Raw genomic sequence first — 17,062 nt, 5'->3', positions numbered from 1 at the left:
AACACAAAATATTTAAATATGTGGTGTGGTGTGTGGGGGGGTGCCCCCCCCACACCCCCCCCCCCCCCCCCCCCCCCCCCCCCCCCCCCCCCCCCCCCCCCCCCCCCCCCCCGACCGTCATCAAGGAAAGCCTGGGCTATCGGGCATTCACCGTGATCAACACGGTGGTGCTGATCCTCGTGATGGTCGTGATGCTGTACCCCTTCGTCAATATCCTGGCGCAATCGTTCAGTGCCGAGGGCTACATCGTCTCGGGCCAGGTGAACCTGGTCCCGCGCGGATTCAACCTGGACACGTACAAGGTCGTCATGGCGGACGACATGTTCTGGATCAATTACAAGAACACCGTGGTATACACCGTGGTCGCCACCACGATCTCGATGGTCCTGACCACGACGTTCGCCTACGCATTGTCGAAGCGGCGCCTGAAGATGCGTGCGATGTTCATCGGTGTCGCCGTGTTCACCATGTTCTTCAACGGCGGCCTGATCCCGAACTACATCCTCATCAAATCGCTCGGTTTCACCAACTCGATCTGGGCGATCGTGATACCCAATGCGATCAGCGTGTTCAACCTGTTGGTGATGAAGGCGTTCTTCGAGAACATGTCCGAAGAGCTGGAGGAATCCGGATCCGTGGACGGGCTGACGACGTACGGAATCTTCGCCAGGATCGTGCTGCCGCTCAGCAAGGCCGTCATCGCGACGATGATCCTGTTCTATGCGGTCTCGTTCTGGAATCAGTGGTTCCAGGCGTTCCTGTACATGGACCGCGCGGAGCTGTACCCCGTCACCGTCTACCTCCGCAATCTGATCGCCGGGGCCACCAACGCCGCATCCGTGAGCGGTGGTGCCGGTGCAGACGGCATGGGCCAGGTGGCCTCCAACATCCAGGCCGTCACCATCGTCCTGACCGTGCTCCCCATCGTCTGCCTCTACCCCTTCCTCCAGCGCTACTTCGTCTCCGGCGTGATGCTCGGGTCTGTGAAGGGCTGATCCATTCCTACGGGTGCGGCCACCGGCGGTCGCATCTTCCGCGGCCGACGGTGGCCGCATCCAGGCGGATCTTCGGATCCACATCAGAAAGGTCTGCATCATGGCAATGAAACGACGCAGTTTCGTCGGCGGGCTCGCAGTGGGACTCGTCGCGACCGGATTGAGCGCCTGCGGGGGCGGGGACGACGACTGGGGCGAATCCGGCTCCGGGGGCGGTGAGCCGGCCAACCTCGATGACAAGCGCGTGGGCGCGATGGACGACTACGACGTCGGCACCACGTTCGTCGCCACCGAGCCGCTCGAGATCGACATGCTCTACCGCGACCACCCCGCCTACCCGCTCAACGAGGACTGGCTGGTGCTGACCACCACCGAGGAGCGCAACAACGTCACATTCGCGATGACGACCGCGCCCCTGAGCGACTTCGAGCAGCGGCGCAGCCTGCTGGTCGGGGCCGGGGACGCCCCCTCGGTGATCCCCGTGACCTATCCGGGCCAGGAGTCGCAGTACGTCGCCTCGGGCGCGATCCTTCCCGTCAGCGACTACCTCGATCTGCTGCCGAACTTCCAGCAGAAGGTCGCCGACTGGGGACTGGAGAAGGAGATCGACTCGCTGCGGCAGGAGGACGGCAAGTTCTACATGTTGCCCGGTCTGCTGCAGTCCGCCCGTCCCGACTACACCGTCGGCCTGCGCATGGACGTGCTGGAGGAGCTCGGTCTGTCCGAACCCACCAGCTGGGACGAGTTCCGCGAGACCCTGGAGGCCATCAAGGACGCCAAGGGCGGCAACTACGTGTTCTCCGACCGCTGGAAGGGGGATGCGCTGCTGCAGCTCGCCGCACCCACCTTCGGCACCGTCGGCGGCTGGGGGCTGTCCGCGAGCCAGTGGGATGCGGAGGCCGGCGCCTTCGTGTTCCCGGGCGCGACCGAGGGGTACCGCGCGATGGTCGAGTACTTCGCCGGCCTGGTCTCGGACGGGCTGATGGACGCGGAGTCCTTCACCCAGGAGGACGACCCGGCGATGCAGAAGCTCGGCCAGGAGTCCTCCTACGCGATGACCACGAACTTCCAGGAGATCGAGACCTCCCGCACTGCGCTGGACAGCACCGTGGGCGAGGGGAACTACCGCTTCGAGAAGATCCGCGTGCCCTCCGGCCCGGCGGGCGACGTCTTCGGCGGCCGTCGCGTCCAGAGCGGCGTCATGTTCAACTCGAACATCCTGGACAAGGACACCTTCGTCGCGATCATGCAGTGGGTGGACTGGAACTACTACTCCGACGAGGGACTCGAGTTCGGCAAGTGGGGCGTGGAGGGCGAGACCTTCACCCGCAACGGCGAGGAGCGCGTGCTGGCCGACGACGTCGACTGGCTGGGCCTGAACCCGGACGGCACCAAGGATCTGCGAGTGGACTTCGGGTGCATGAACGGCGTGTTCCTGCATGAGCACGGATCCTCCGACGAGCTGGTGCGCACCCTCATCCCCGAGGAGGAGGTCGCCTGGCAGGAGCGCATGGCGGACAAGACGCTGATCGACCCGCCGCCGCCCGCGCCGCTGAACGAGTCGGAGCAGGAGCAGGCCTCGCTCTACCAGACGGCGCTGACCGACTACGCCAAGCAGAACACCCTTGCCTTCATCACCGGCCAGCGCGACCTGGGTGAATGGGACGCCTACGTCGAGGAGCTCGAGGGCCAGAACATGACCTCGTACATCGACATCGTCAACGGCGCCTACCAGCGCTACCAGGAAGCGAACGGCTGAGGCGATCGGGGTCGGCCGCTGCCACGCGCAGCGGCCGGCCCCGTCCCGTCGACCCGCCCTCGGGCCGGCAACGCCGGTCCGTCCGCACTGCGTCCGCACTGTCCCGCAGTCCCCGCGACCCCAGGAGCTCCCTTCCATGCCCCTCCCTCCGCTGACCCGCATCGGCTACGGCGGCGACTACAACCCCGAGCAGTGGCCCGAGCAGATCTGGGAGGAGGACTACCGAGCCTTCGACCTGGCAGCCATCGACACCGTCACCGTCGGCGTCTTCATCTGGTCGGTGACCCAGCCCGCCGAGGAGACCTACGACTTCACGGTCCTGGACCGGATCATCGACAAGGCCGAGGCGGAAGGGCGCCAGGTGTGCCTGGCCACCGGAACCGGCGGCATGCCGCCATGGCTGGCCCACGAATATCCAGAGGTCACCCGCACCGATTTCGAGGGACGGCGGCACCTCTACGGACAGCGGCACAACTTCTGTCCCTCCTCGCCGGCACACCGACGGCTGTCCGGGGAGCTTGCGCGCCGCGTCGCCGAGCGCTACGGACATCGTGACTGCGTGATCGCCTGGCACGTCGCCAACGAGTACGGCGGTGCCTGCTACTGCGAGCTGTGCGCCGCCGAGTTCCGCCGCTGGCTGCGAGGGAAGTACGGCGACCTCGAGACGCTGAACCACGCGTGGAACACCACGTTCTGGTCGCACCGCTTCACGGATTTCGAGCAGATCGTCCCTCCCAGCGCCCTCTCGGAGCACTGGCGGGGACCGGACCACACGGCGTTCCAGGGCATCACCTTGGACTACCTCCGCTTCACCTCGGACAACCTGCTGGGCTCCTACCTGATCGAGAAGAACGCGATCCGAGAGCACTCCGACAAGCCCGTGACCACGAACTTCATGGGCCTGTTCCGACCCGTCGACTATCACCGGTGGGCCGAGCACCTCGATTTCGCCTCCTGGGACAACTACCCGCCCGATCCCGACACCGCGGCGCCACGGATGGCCCTGGCCCACGACCTGATGCGCGGGCTCAAGGGTGGACAGCCGTTCTGGCTGATGGAGCAGACGCCGTCGACAACCGCCAGCCGCGACGTCAACGCCGTCAAGCGGCCCGGGATCATGCGGCTGTGGACCTGGCAGGCAGTCGCCCATGGGGCCGACGCCGCCCTGTTCTTCCAGATGCGCCACTCCCGCGGAGCCTGCGAGAAGTACCACGGCGCCGTCATCGGTCACTCCGGAAGCACCGACACCCGCACCTTCACCGAGGTCGCACAGCTCGGCCACGAGTTCGAGGCTCTCGGCGACACGCTTCTGGATGCCCGCACCCCGGCCCGGGTGGCGCTGCTGTTCGATTGGGATTCGTGGTGGGCGGTCGAGATCTCCGACGGCCCCAATCGCCACGTCAAGTACCCCCGCGTCATGCTCGCCCACTACCGCTCTCTCTGGGAGGCCGGGGCGCAGGTGGACGTCCTCCCGGTCACGGCGGACCTGTCGGGATACGACGTGGTGGTCGCGCCGCTGCTGCACATGATCAAAGGTGATACGGCCGAGAGGCTCGAGGAGGTCGCCCGCCGCGGCGGCACCGTGCTCAGCACGGTGCTGGCCGGCCGCGTCGACGAGGACGACAACGCGTTCCTGGCCGACGTGCCCGGCCCGCTCGCGAGTCTGTTCGGTATCCGCATCGACGAGACCGACGCCCAGCCCGTCGGGGTCATCAACCCTGTCCGGTTCTCCGAGACGGAAGTCGGCGGCAGCCTCGTCTTCGACCTCATCCAGCCCGACGGTGCCGAGACCGTCGCGACCTTCGGCGCAGATTTCTATGCCGGCATGCCCGCCATCACGCGCCACCGCACGGGCCGGGGTGAGGCCTGGTACGTCGGCACCGTGCTCGACGACCAGGGGATCGACATCGTCATCCGCCGGATCCTGCGGCGCCACGATCTGCTCGGCCCCTTCGCCGACGTCGAGGGCGTCGAGCTGGCGATCCGCGGCACAGGACCCGAGGCGGTCCACTACGTGCTGAACCACGCGAGCGAGCCCCGCCGTCTCCGTGCGCACCTGGAGGCGACCGACCTGCTGAGCGGGCGGGATTTCGCCGAGGGTGACGAGATCGAGCTGGCCCCCGCCGATATCCTGGTGCTCCGTCCCCGCGCCCGGTGCTGATCGCATGGCCACCGCGCCCCGTGCTGCGGACGCAGCGCCCCGAGGAGGAGACGCCCCGTGACCGAGCCGACGCGGGATGACCGCACCACCTTCACCCGCGTGACCGAGGGCATCTACTGGTTCCTGGTCGTGGATGTGCTGATCGTGCTCGCCTCGTCGCCGACGATCGTGGTGTGGTTGCTGCTGGCGCGCGAAGCCAGCAACATCCCGCTGTACATCGCCTCGCTCCTGCTCGCGCTGCCGGCGATCTCGGCCGCCCAGTACGCCTGGCGGAAACGTGCCGAGGACCCCGACCCCATCCCTGCCCGGATCTTCCTGCGCGGCTACAGGCAGAACGCGCTCGACAGCCTCAAGGTCGGGGTACCGGCCGCCCTGGTGCTCATGGTGCTCAGCATCAACATCGTCTATGGCGACAGCGCAGGGACCGGCGCGCTGAACCTGGCGTTCGCGATCCTGGCGGCGATCGTGGTGCTGATCGCCGCCCGCGGACTCTCCATCGTCTCGACCTTCAGGTTCCGGCTCGTCGACGCGCTGCGTCTGTCCGTCTTCACCCTGCTGACGATGCCGCTGCGAACGCTCTCCCTGATCTCGCTCGGCGTGCTGGTGGCGGGGATCAGTCTGTTCGTCGGTGACTACGCCTTCCTGTTCCTCGCCTCGCTGCTGACGTTCGCGGTGTGGACCTCGGAGAAGCCGGTGCTGGCGCGTCTGCGCGCGGAGTTCGTGGCCTCCGAGAGCGCCTCGACCGACGGCGACAGCGCAGCGGACGACGACACCGCCGCGGGTGGAGACGCGCGCCAGGACGGTGCACCAGCTGGCTGAACAGGCCGGCTCGCCCTGGCGGCCACTGCCGCGATCGGTTCGGACGAGTTCTCCGATCCCGCCGCGGAGCGTGCGTCGCTGCCCTACCGTCATGCCATGGACATCATTCTGATGGGCGGGCTCTGGCTGGACGCGACGGTGTGGGACGACGTCGCCCGGAACCTCGAGGGAACGGGCCATCGAGCGGTCCCGCTCACGCTGCCCGGGCAGGGAGACGGCAATGCCGAGGCGACGCTGGCGGATCAGATCGCTGCGGCGACAACGGCGGTCGACGCGGCCGACGGCGAACCGTTCGTCGTGGGACACTCCGCGTCGTCGGCACTGGCCTGGCTGGTCGCCGATGCCCGGCCGGACCAGGTGGCCGGGGTGGGCATGATCGGAGGCATTCCCGGACAGGACGGATCCCCGTACGCCGATTTCTTCCCGATCCAGGACGGCACCATGCCCTTCCCGGGATGGGAGCCGTTCGCCGGCCCGGACTCGGCGGACCTGGACGAGGCGACCAAGGAGCATGTGGCCCTGAACGCCATACCCGTGCCCGCCGGTGTCGCCCAGGCGCGGGTCGAGCTCACCGACCCGCGCCGCTACGACGTCCCGGTGGTGCTGTTCTGCCCGGAGTTCAGCGTCGAACAGGCCGAGCAGTGGATCGGCGCCGGGGACGTCCCCGAACTGGCGAAGGCTACGGATCTCAGATTCGTCGACATCGACTCAGGGCACTGGCCGATGCTGAGCGCACCGGCAGAACTGGCGCGGCTCCTCGCCCACGCCGCTGACGACCTCGCGCGCTGAGCGGACTACCCGCCTCGGCCTCCACGGCGAACTCGCGAGAGATCGGCCGGCCGCGGAGGCTCCGGCGCCGCAGTCCGTGGAGCCGTGGTCAGTAGATGGGTCGGCCGCTGGCGTCGGGGACCCCGGAGGCGCGGAAGAAGTAGGTGCGCAGCTGGTCCCGCCACTCCAGCGCGGAACGCTCCTGCTCGCCCAGCAGCTCGTCGACGCGGTCGTGCAGCTCCGACGGAACCTTCCCGGCCAGCTCCTGCCAGCGCGGTCGCAGCCGCAGTACGCGCTCGTACCCGTCGGCCCGGGAATCGTAGATGTGCTGGATGACCGTCTTCCCGCTGCGGAGCCGGTGCGTGTAGGACACGTGGTGGAAGAACAGCAGCAGCTCGTCCGGACAGGTGGATGGATCCTCGTAGATCGAGGCCCAGGGCTCGGGGTAGAGGCCGGCGTATCCGGTCCCGGTGGCGACGGTGCGATCCACCCCGATCCCGTCGCGGTCGGCGAAGTGGTACGTGCCCCACGGGGTGTATTCGTAGCCGTCGACGTCGGGCCCGTAGTGGTGGCCGGGCCGCACCATGAAGCCGACCCCGAGCGGCGCGGTGTAGCTCTCGTACAGCTGCCACGAGGCGTCCATCAGGTCGTGGAGGACCTCGCTGACCTCCGGGGCGGGCCCGAAGGTGGCCCGGATCCACTCCTCCAGGATCCCCGTCGGGCCCCAGGCCTGCCGGCCCAGCGCGAAGAGGTTCGCCTGCGCGAGCGGGTGGCCGGTCCAGAACTCGTCGGCGCCGACGTTGGAGACCGCGACTACGCCGCCGCGACCGCGCGCGACCAGGTCGGAGACCGTCGGGGCGCTGCTGTCACCGAAGCGGAAGGTGAGGTTCTCCCGCCACCAGGGCGCGAGGTAGCAGATGTGCTTCTGCTGGCCGGTGTACTCCTGGGTGACCTGGAATTCGACGGCCAGACGCGTGCAGGGCATGGCGCCGAGCACGGGGGAGATGGGCTCGCGGGTCTGGAAGTCCATTGGACCGTGCTTGACCTGCAGGACCACGTTGTCGTCGAACGCGCCGTCCAGCGGCGCGAAATGGTCGTGCGCGGCCCGTGCCCGATCGGTGGACCGGTCCCGCCAGTCCTGACGATGGTTGTAGACGAAGGCGCGCCAGAACACCTCGCCGCCGTGCGGGGCGAGCGCCCGGCCCAGCATGTTGGCCCCGTCGGCATGGTGGCGGCCGTAGGCGAACGGACCGGGCTGGCCCTCCGAATCGGCCTTGACCACGAAGCCGCCGAAATCCGGGATGGCTTCGTACACCTCACCGGCCGCGCGCTCCCACCATCGCTGGACCGCCGGATCGAGCGGATCGGCTGTCTCCACACCGCCCAGCACCATGGGGGAGGCGAAGGAGACCGACAGGAACGTCGCGATGCCCTGGGCGCGGAAGATGCTCGCCAACCGGGCGACGGAGTCGAGCCGCTCGATCAGCAGCGTCGCCTCGCGGGCGTGGACGTTGACATTGTTGATCGCGACCCGGTTGATGCCGACGGAGGCGAGCAGCCGCGCATAGTGCTCGACACGGCCGAGGTCCGCCCGCAGCTCGCCATCCTCGTAGAACAACGAGCCGCCGGCGTAGCCGCGCTCGACCTGTCCCATCACGGGATGGACCTCGAGGTTGTCCCAGTGATCGAGCATCCGGATCGCGTGCCGTGGGGCATGGATCTCCCACTGGCCCGCGCCGGCCGAGCTCGTCGGCTCGCTCGGCGCTGCCAGCAGCGTCGCGTAGAAGCCGTACAGCAGCCCGCGCTCGCCGCCACCGATCACGTCGATCCGCTCCGGGGCCGAACGCAGGGCGAAGGCTTCGGGACCGGCCGCGGCGAGCTCGGCCAGCACGTCCACGAACTCGTTCTGCGTACCGGCGGTGGCTTCATCACTGGCCCCGCGATCGGCTGGCGCGGCCGTCCCGTCGAGGACTCCCGAGTCCCGCGCCCCGGCAGCCTCGTGCAGATGCAGGACAGCCGCGGGGCGGCCCGACGGCGCGAGGGCACGCAATCGCGCCACCTCCGCGCCCAGCGTGGGGACCAGGCCACCGTCGGCGTGGAACTCGACGGTGCCCGGCAGGCGCGCCGCTGCGTGCGCCCCGAGCCACGCGAGGTCCGCCCCGACAGGGCGATCGTGGTCGAACCGGTCGACGGGCGCTGCAAGGTCGGACTGGTCGGTGTGGTTCACGGTGCTCTCCGAACGATCAGCTGCGAGGGGCGAGGGGCGAGGGGCGAGGGGCGAGGGGCGAGGGGCGCGGGGGTGGGGCCGGGAGCGGTGCCGGCAGCGCATCAGATGCGGCAGCGACCAGGTCCCGCAGCGGCGCCGAGGCGACGACGGCGGAGGGAAGCACGCCAGTGCGAACTCTCAGAGACGCTTGCGCAGCCAGTCCAGCTGGCGGCGCTGCTGGACGGGCCCGCCGCCCTCGTGGTTGTTGAAGGGGTAGACGACCATCTCCCGCTCCGGAGGCGTCCCGGTGGCGCTGCCGTAGTGGTTATGGGCGGCGAACACGGTCGAGGGCGGGCAGGTCACATCTCGCAGCCCCACCGAGAACAGAGCCGGCGCGGTGGCCCGTCGGCCCAGATGCAGAGCGTCGATATAGGACAGCGTGCGGAAGACCTGTTCCTCTGCGCCGCGGTGGACGGAGAGGTACTGCACGATCTCCTGGTACGGGCTCGCGTCGGTGATGTCCACGGCGCGCCGGATGTGGGTGAGGAAGGGGACGTTGCTGATCAGGACGTCGACGTCGGGAACCAGACCCGCGGCGGCGAGGGCGAGCCCGCCTCCCTGGCTGTTCCCCGCCACGGCCACGCGCCCGTCGGTCCCGGGCAGGGCGCGGGCGGCGTCGACGGCACGGGCCGCGTCGGTCAGCAGGCGCGTGAGGTACGACGTCTGCGGGGACTCGATCCCCCGCGTCATCACGCCGGGGACGGCCGGTCCGGAGCCGACCGGATCCGGGGTGTGGCCACCGGCGCCGGACGCGCCCTGGCCACGCGAATCCATCAACAGGTGTGCGTAGCCGGCGCATGCCCAGGCCAGGCGCTCGAGCGGCTCTCCCCGGCCGCCCCCGTACCCGATGTACTCGACCACGACCGGGAGGTCATGGCTGACGCCGGCGGGCCGGTTGTACCAGGCGCGGATCGGGGCGCCGTCGTGACCGGCGAAGCTGACGTCGAAGGTCTCCACCAACGAGAGCCCGTTCTCGGTCGTGTCCACCGCGATCAGCACCGGCTGGGAGCGGGCCCGGTCCAGGGTTTCGCGCCAGAAGTCGTCGAGATCGGCGGGCTCCTCGAGCACCGGCTGATACTCCCGCAGGGCCTCGAGGGGCATGTCGAACAGGGCCACGAGGCGCCTCCACATCGATGTGAACCGGTACTGTCGTCGTCATCAGGAAGGCCGCATCGGTGCGACCGTCGAACAACAGAAAGTGCCCGAAAAGTCGTCGGAATTTTCTCTCAGGGTTTAGGCTAGAGTCCCCGACGTGGCCGGTCAAGGCAGTCCGGCGCGGGATATCCTCCAGGGTGCCGGGGGCGACGTGGGACCGTATCGAGACGCGAGGATGAGGACAGGACATGTCAGAGGACGTTGCGCGGCTGGGCCGGGTCACCTTGAAGGATGTGGCCGAGAAGGCTGGCGTGTCCCTCGCGACGGCGTCGAAGGTGATGAACGGGCGCGCCGACGTGCGCGATTCGACCCGCCAGGAGGTCGCTGACGCGGCCCGCGATCTCGGATACCAGCCCAAGCGGCGCGAGAGCGACCGCCGGCGTTCGGTGATGATCCACTTCGACACCCTGACCAGCCCCTACGCCCTGCAGGTCCTCGAGGGCGCCGAGCATGCCGCCCGCCGGGCCGGCGTGGACCTGCTCGTGATCAGCGTCGACGCCAAGGCCGACGGCTACGCAGGCCCCACTCGCGCGCAGATGGCCGATCTCTCCGCACGCGGGATCGAGGGACTCATCGCGGTGACCTCCCCGATCGGCCCGCAGCACGCCCGCTGGAGCAAGGATCTCGAGCTGCCGCTGATCGCGATCGACCCGGTGACCATCGGCCCTGGCACCAAGGGCGTCGTCGCCATCTCCGCCACCAACTGGGAGGGCGGTACGGCGGCTGTGCAGCATCTGGTGGACCTGGGGCATCGTCGGATCGGGCTGATCGGTGGGCCGGAGGATTCTGTGCCGGCGCGGCAGCGGGTGCAGGGGTATCACACGGCGCTGGGGCAGGCCGGTATCGCGGTTGACGAGGACCTGATCGAGCACGGCAGCTTCGACTACGAGGATGGTCAGCGCGGTGCGGATCGCCTGCTGCGGTTGCCGGAGCCGCCGACGGCGATCTTCGCGGTGGCGGACACGCTGGGCGTGGGGGCGCTGCGGGCGGCGCGGCAGTTGGGGATCGGGGTTCCGGGGGACCTCAGTGTGGTCAGCTTCGATGACACGATGATCGCGAGCTGGACGCATCCGCAGCTGACCGCGGTGCGCCAGCCGTTGTTCTCGATGGGGCAGGTGGCGGTCGAGCGGCTGCTGGCGCTGTCCTCGGATCCGGGGCTGTTCGCTCACCCGTTCAAGCTGGAGACGCAGCTGATCGAGCGGGAATCCACCGCACCGGTCGCCGGGAGCTGACCGCCCGGCGCGGTCTCCGCGCCTCGAGCCCCTCCGGCTGACGGTCTCGCGACCTGGCGCGCCGGGGTGCTCATTCAGCGGCTTCACGGATCCCGCGCGGCCTCTCCGCCGTTGCCCTGAGCGACCTCACGGACGCACACCGTCATGTCCGGACAAAGGGAACCTCGTCGCCCGGTCAGGTCGTTGCTCCAGGTAAGAATCGCGTCGTCGCGCTGCGCTGCCAACCTGCACGGTTGCCCCGATCATCGCCTCTCGGGCTCCCCCTCTCCGCGACCTGACCTGTCGGACATGTCCACATTTTTGCGACGGCCGTTGGTTGACTCGATCGGAACCTTGGGGTTGGCTGGGTATGGCGACAAAGATCACTGAGTCACGACTGTCACAGGGATCGGGTGCGCTGTCCCCCACGACCGCCAAGAGTTTTGGAGACTCCGCATGGTCAACCTTCTGCACGAACCCCCATCTCAAACCTCTGCGCCACCGCCTCGCCGACGGCGGTGGCGCGACCGCCTCTTCCAGGGCCTCGCGATCGGAACCGTGGGCGCGCTGTTCGCCTCCGGCTCCGCCTCGGCGCTCGGCCTCGACTCCTACCCCGACGAGCCGACGGAAGCCGAGGCCAGCGTCCTCGGAATGTCGCTCGCGGACCAGGATCTCGTTGGCCTGGCGCAGTCCGAAGCCGGCTCGGCGACGAACCCTGGCCCTAATAACGAAGCGTTCAACGGCGAGCTCGCCGGCACCGAGGTCGTCGACTTCGGTACCGGCTACGAGATCCCGCTCGATCAGCTCATCAGCTTCGGCGAGATCGGAGCTGTCCAGAGCGAGTCGACCGCGACCGACGGGCAGAACGGCGAGGCCATCACCGGCATCGCCGGCGCCGACGGTGGCCTGACCCTGGACGGGACCGACAGCGACTTCGGGACCGCTTCGATCAACTTGCTCTCCATCGTCGATGCCACCGGTCAGTCCGGTGTCACCGACGGGCTGATCGATCAGGCAGATATCGAGCTGGGCCTCGGCGGTGCGTGGGTCGAAGCCATCGATGGCGAGTTCCAGGATCCCGATGCCGTGGGCGACTACGGCCAGTACCGGGTGGGCGACGCGAGCCTCGTGCTGCATTCGCCGGCGATCGACGATGCGGCCGACGGCGTCTCCGACGCCACGGGACAGCTCGAGACCGACATCACCGACGCGATCAATGAGGCCCTCGGCCTGGGCGAAGCACTGCCCGGCATGACGGTCGACACCGAGCTGACCAGTGACATCCAGCAGGACGTCCTCGACGCCATCCTGCTCTCGCCGATCAGCACGGACGACGGCCTCGCCACGATCGATCTCGGGGAAGGAACGATCGAGGTGGATCTCGCCCGCATCGGCGGGAACGACGACAACCTCATCGATCGGCCGGTCGGGATCAACAATCAGGACCCGAACACCGAGCTGATCGACTCCGACACGTACCCCTTCATCGCAAGCAGCGTCCACGATGTCATCGAGAAGGTCATCGATGTCGCGGTCGATACCGCTGTGGAGTCCGTGAGCACGGCCAGCGTGAATGTCGCGGTGACCGCTCCAGACGGCACCACGGCCGGCTGGGACATGAACCTGACCGGTGAGATCAGCAATGACTTCTGTGAGCCCGCAGGGCTCACCGGCACTGTCACCTGCGCCACGATCGATACGGTGATGGCGACGATGGGGACCGTGATGGGCCCGGTCAACGACACGCTGACCGACCCGTCAGGCCTGATCTACGACACGTTCACGACGGTCAAGACGGACATGATCACGGTCCCCGTGCGGGCGGCCGTCGATCCGTTCCTGGAGCTGATCGCGAACAATCTGTTCTCGTTGCAGATCAACCACCAGGAGACGCAGACCTGCGAACTGCCTGACGGCAGTGAGACGCTCTCGGCCCTAGAGGTCTCGGCGCTCAGTCTCGGTGTGGCCGACGGTGCGGCGCGACTGGGCATCGGCAACGCCGGTGTCCGGATCGACGCCTGCGAGACCGCCGTGGTCGAGCCGGTCGTCGAGGCGACCACGCCCGTTCCCGCCGGAGAGTGCAGCACCATCACCTCCAGCGGCTGGGAGCCGAACACCGAGGTGAGCTTCCAGCTCACGGACGCTGACGGCCAGCCCGTCGGCGAGCCCGTCGTCGCGACCACCGATGACGAGGGCAATGTCCCGGCGGACACCTGCGTGACCGTGCCCGAGGACGCCGCGCCCGGCGACTACACGATCGTGGGCACCGACCCCGACGGCAACACCGGCGAGGCCCCGCTGACGGTCTACTCTCCGACCCTCGAGGCCGAGACCCCGGCCGCGCCGGGGGACTGCACGATCATCACCTCCGCCGGCTGGGTTCCGGAGAGCGACGTGACGCTGCAGCTGACCGACGCCGACGGCAACCCCGTGGGCGACCCGGTGACTGCCACCGCGGACGCCGAGGGTGCGCTGCCCGGTGACACCTGCGTGACCATCCCCGAAGGCACCGAACCCGGTGACTACGATGTGATCGGCACCGACGAGAACGGTGCCGAGCTCATCGCCCCGGTCGAGGTGGCTGACGCCGCCGCGCCGGCCGTGGAGGCTTCCTCCCCGGTTCCTGCCGGTGATGAGTCCACGGTGACCGGTTCCGGGTGGACCCCGGAGACCGAGGTGTCGGTCCAGCTGACCGATCCTGAGGGCAACCCGGTCGGTGACCCGATCGCGGTGACCACGGATGCTGAGGGCGCGTTCCCCGAGGGCACGGTTCTGCCGGTCCCCGAGGATGCTGCTCCCGGCGACTACACCGTGGTGGCCACGGACCCCGAGGGGAACGAGGCCTCGAGCCCGCTCGAGGTCACCGAGGCCGGCGCGCCGGTCGTGGATGCCTCCTCCCCGGTCGCTGCCGGTGACGATTCCGAGCTGACCTCGAGCGGCTGGACCCCGGACACCGAGGTGTCGGTCCAGCTGACCGATCCCGAGGGCAACCCGGTCGGTGACCCGATCACGGTGACCACCGACGAGAACGGCGAGTTCCCTGCGGGGACGGTGCTGCCGGTTCCGGAGGATGCGGTGCCCGGTGACTACACCGTGACCGCGACCGACCCGGAGGGCACCACCGCTGAGGACACCCTTGAGGTGACCGAGGCGGCGACCGCTCCCGCGATCGAGGCCTCCTCCCCGGTTCCTGCCGGTGATGAGTCCACGGTGACCGGTTCCGGGTGGACCCCGGAGACTGAGGTCAGCGTGCAGCTGACCGATCCCGAGGGCAACCCGGTCGGTGACCCGATCGCGGTGACCACGGATGCTGAGGGCGCGTTCCCCGAGGGCACGGTTCTGCCGGTCCCCGAGGATGCTGCTCCCGGCGACTACACCGTCGTGGCCACGGACCCCGAGGGGAACGAGGCCTCGAGCCCGCTGGAGGTCACTGAGGCCGGCGTTCCGGCCTTGGATGCGACCTCCCCGGTTGCTGCCGGTGACGACTCCGAGCTGACCTCCAACGGCTGGACCCCGGACACCGAGGTGTCGGTCCAGCTGGCAGACCCGGAGGGCAACCCGGTCGGTGACCCGATCACGGTGACCACCGACGAGAACGGTGCGTTCCCCGCGGGCACGGTGCTGCCGGTCCCCGAGGACGCCGTCGCCGGTGAGTACACGGTGACCGCGACCGACCCGGAGGGCGCCACCGCCGAGGACACCCTCGAGGTGACCGAGGTGGGTGCACCCGTGATCGAGGCGACCTCGCCTGTCGCCGCCGGTGATGAGTCGGGTCTGATCTCAAGCGGTTGGAACCCCGAGTCCGAGGTGTCGGTCCAGCTGACCGATCCCGAGGGCAACCCGGTCGGTGACCCGATCACCGTGACCACGGATGCCGAGGGTGCGTTCCCCGAGGGCACGGTTCTGCCGGTCCCCGAGGATGCGACCCCTGCCGAGGGCTACACCGTGACCGCCACGGACGCCGACGGCCTGGAGGCCTCGAGCCCGCTCGAGGTGACTGAGGCCGGCGTGGTTGCGCCGGCTGTGGAGGCCTCTTCGCCGGCTCCTGCCGGTGGTGAGTCGGATCTGACCGGTTCGGGCTGGGAGCCCGGCATCGAGGTGTCCGTGCAGCTGGTTGATCCCGAGGGCAACCCCGTGGGTGATCCGGTCACGGTGACCACCGATGAGAACGGTGACTTCCCCGAGGGTTCGGTTCTGCCGATCCCGGAGGACGCCACTGCCGGTGACTACACGGTCGTCGCCACAGACCCCGAGGGGAACGAGGCGACCAGCCCGCTGGAGGTTACCGAGGTCGGTGCTCCGGTCATCGAGGCGACCTCCCCGGTAGCTGCCGGTGAGGACACGGTGCTGACCTCGAGTGGTTGGGCTCCGGAGTCCGAGGTCAGCGTCCAGCTGTCCGATCCCGAGGGCAACCCGGTCGGTGACCCGATCGCGGTGACCACGGATGCTGAGGGTGCGTTCCCCGAGGGCACGGTTCTGCCGGTCCCCGAGGACGCGACTGCCGCTGAGGGCTACACGATCACCGCGGTGGATGCCGACGGTCTGGAGGCCTCGACGACGCTCGAGGTCACCGCACCCGGCATCGGCGACGCCGTCGTCGAGGCCTCTTCGCCGGCTCCTGCCGGTGGTGAGTCGGATCTGACCGGTTCGGGCTGGGAGCCCGGCACCGAGGTGTCCGTGCAGCTGGTTGATCCCGAGGGCAACCCCGTGGGTGATCCGGTCACGGTGACCACCGATGAGAACGGTGACTTCCCCGAGGGTTCGGCGCTGCCGATCCCGGAGGACGCCACTGCCGGTGACTACACGGTCGTCGCCACGGACCCCGAGGGGAACGAGGCGACCAGCCCGCTGGAGGTTACCGAGGTCGGTGCTCCGGTCATCGAGGCGACCTCCCCGGTGGCTGCCGGTGAGGACACGGTGCTGACCTCGAGTGGTTGGGCTCCGGAGTCCGAGGTCAGCGTCCAGCTGTCCGATCCCGAGGGCAACCCGGTCGGTGACCCGATCGCGGTGACCACGGATGCTGAGGGTGCGTTCCCCGAGGGCACGGTTCTGCCGGTCCCCGAGGACGCGACTGCCGCTGAGGGCTACACGATCACCGCGGTGGATGCCGACGGTCTGGAGGCCTCGACGACGCTCGAGGTCACCGACGCCGCCAGCACCTGCATCGGCGATCAGGCCGTCTCCGTCGATCCGAGCACCGTCGAAGCCGGCGGCGCCATGACCGTGAGCGGTACCGGGTTCGCCCCCGGCACTGCGACCATCGCGGCCCTGGATGCCGACGGCAACCCGGTGGGTGCCGCGGTGACCGTCGAGGTCGGTGACGACTGCTCGTTCAGCATCGAGACGGCAGTGTCCAGCGACCTCCCGCCCGGAGACTACGAGCTCGGCGTGACCGATAGCGAAGGCAACACGGCCACGACGGACCTCACGGTCACTCCGGCGGACACCGGTGACGGCTCGGGTTCCGGTGACGACGACTCCTCGGACGTCGGCAACGGTTCCGGTGACGACTCCGATGACTCGACCGGCGGTGACGGCTCCGGTGACGGTTCCGGCAATGGTTCGGACGAGTCGACCGGCGGCAACGGCTCCGGCAACGGCTCCGGCGACGGCTCCGGCGACGGATCCGACGGTTCGACCGGCGGCGACCTTCCGCGGACGGGCAGCGAAGCGCTGCCGATCGCGGCGCTCGCCTCCTTCCTCCTGCTCGCAGGAGCGGCCGCGTTCGTCACCTCCCGCAAGGCGCGGTGACGAGCACGACCTGAGAGTCGAATGATAAGAAGTGGTGGCGGTCCGCAACAGCGGGCCGCCACCCTTCGCATGTCGGGCGTGGACTTCTGTCACCCGCCGGGGCGACGGCCAGGTCGCCGACCTGAGAACTGTACGGACAGAGGTGGAGGGCGCATGAGCAAGCGCAGCATCGTGATG

9 protein-coding genes are annotated in these 17,062 nt (G+C 69.0%); 7 read left to right on the top strand and 2 right to left on the bottom strand.

Going from position 1 to position 17,062, the window contains the following annotated elements; genetic code table 11:
- The first annotated feature begins 119 nt into the window (after window positions 1–119).
- The 5 genes from AC5020_RS16200 (at window position 120) to AC5020_RS16180 (ending at window position 6,523) form a co-directional block, all read left to right on the top strand.
- A complete protein-coding gene (locus AC5020_RS16200; RefSeq protein ID WP_494564451.1) occupies window positions 120–995 on the top strand; it encodes a carbohydrate ABC transporter permease in 876 nt (291 codons plus the stop codon).
- A 100-nt stretch (window positions 996–1,095) separates the two neighbouring features.
- Window positions 1,096–2,754: an ABC transporter substrate-binding protein gene (locus AC5020_RS16195; protein ID WP_377792513.1), complete on the top strand. Its 1,659-nt coding sequence runs from the start codon at window positions 1,096–1,098 to the stop codon at window positions 2,752–2,754.
- 136 nt (window positions 2,755–2,890) lie between these two features.
- Window positions 2,891–4,915 carry a beta-galactosidase gene (locus AC5020_RS16190; protein WP_464989030.1) on the top strand — a complete coding sequence of 675 codons (2,025 nt, stop codon included), beginning with the start codon at window positions 2,891–2,893 and terminating at the stop codon, window positions 4,913–4,915.
- A 57-nt stretch (window positions 4,916–4,972) separates the two neighbouring features.
- Window positions 4,973–5,734 carry a hypothetical protein gene (locus AC5020_RS16185; RefSeq protein WP_464989029.1) on the top strand — a complete coding sequence of 254 codons (762 nt, stop codon included), beginning with the start codon at window positions 4,973–4,975 and terminating at the stop codon, window positions 5,732–5,734.
- Window positions 5,735–5,830: 96 nt separating this feature from the next.
- Window positions 5,831–6,523, top strand: a complete 693-nt coding sequence (locus AC5020_RS16180) for an alpha/beta fold hydrolase (RefSeq protein WP_464989028.1) — start codon at window positions 5,831–5,833, stop codon at window positions 6,521–6,523.
- Between the two features lie 88 nt (window positions 6,524–6,611).
- Here the strand turns inward: AC5020_RS16180 and AC5020_RS16175 are convergent, their stop codons facing one another.
- On the bottom strand, window positions 6,612–8,729 hold the full coding sequence (locus tag AC5020_RS16175; RefSeq protein WP_464989027.1) for an alpha-glucuronidase: 2,118 nt from the start codon (window positions 8,727–8,729) through the stop codon (window positions 6,612–6,614).
- 177 nt (window positions 8,730–8,906) lie between these two features.
- Window positions 8,907–9,884: an acetylxylan esterase gene (locus AC5020_RS16170; RefSeq protein ID WP_464989026.1), complete on the bottom strand. Its 978-nt coding sequence runs from the start codon at window positions 9,882–9,884 to the stop codon at window positions 8,907–8,909.
- Between the two features lie 227 nt (window positions 9,885–10,111).
- Here AC5020_RS16170 and AC5020_RS16165 point away from each other — a divergent pair, with 227 nt between their 5' ends.
- Together AC5020_RS16165 and AC5020_RS16160 are read left to right on the top strand one after the other, a co-directional pair.
- Window positions 10,112–11,155 (top strand): LacI family DNA-binding transcriptional regulator, encoded by a 1,044-nt coding sequence (locus tag AC5020_RS16165; RefSeq protein ID WP_464989025.1) that lies wholly within the window; start codon window positions 10,112–10,114, stop codon window positions 11,153–11,155.
- 537 nt (window positions 11,156–11,692) lie between these two features.
- On the top strand, window positions 11,693–16,885 hold the full coding sequence (locus AC5020_RS16160) for a choice-of-anchor G family protein (protein ID WP_464989024.1): 5,193 nt from the start codon (window positions 11,693–11,695) through the stop codon (window positions 16,883–16,885).
- Window positions 16,886–17,062: the final 177 nt, after the last annotated feature.

The sequence above is a fragment of the Brachybacterium sp. SYSU DS0246 genome (assembly GCF_059391765.1).
Note: the sequence above shows the minus strand (reverse complement) of the source record. Positions and strands in the feature narration are given on the sequence as shown.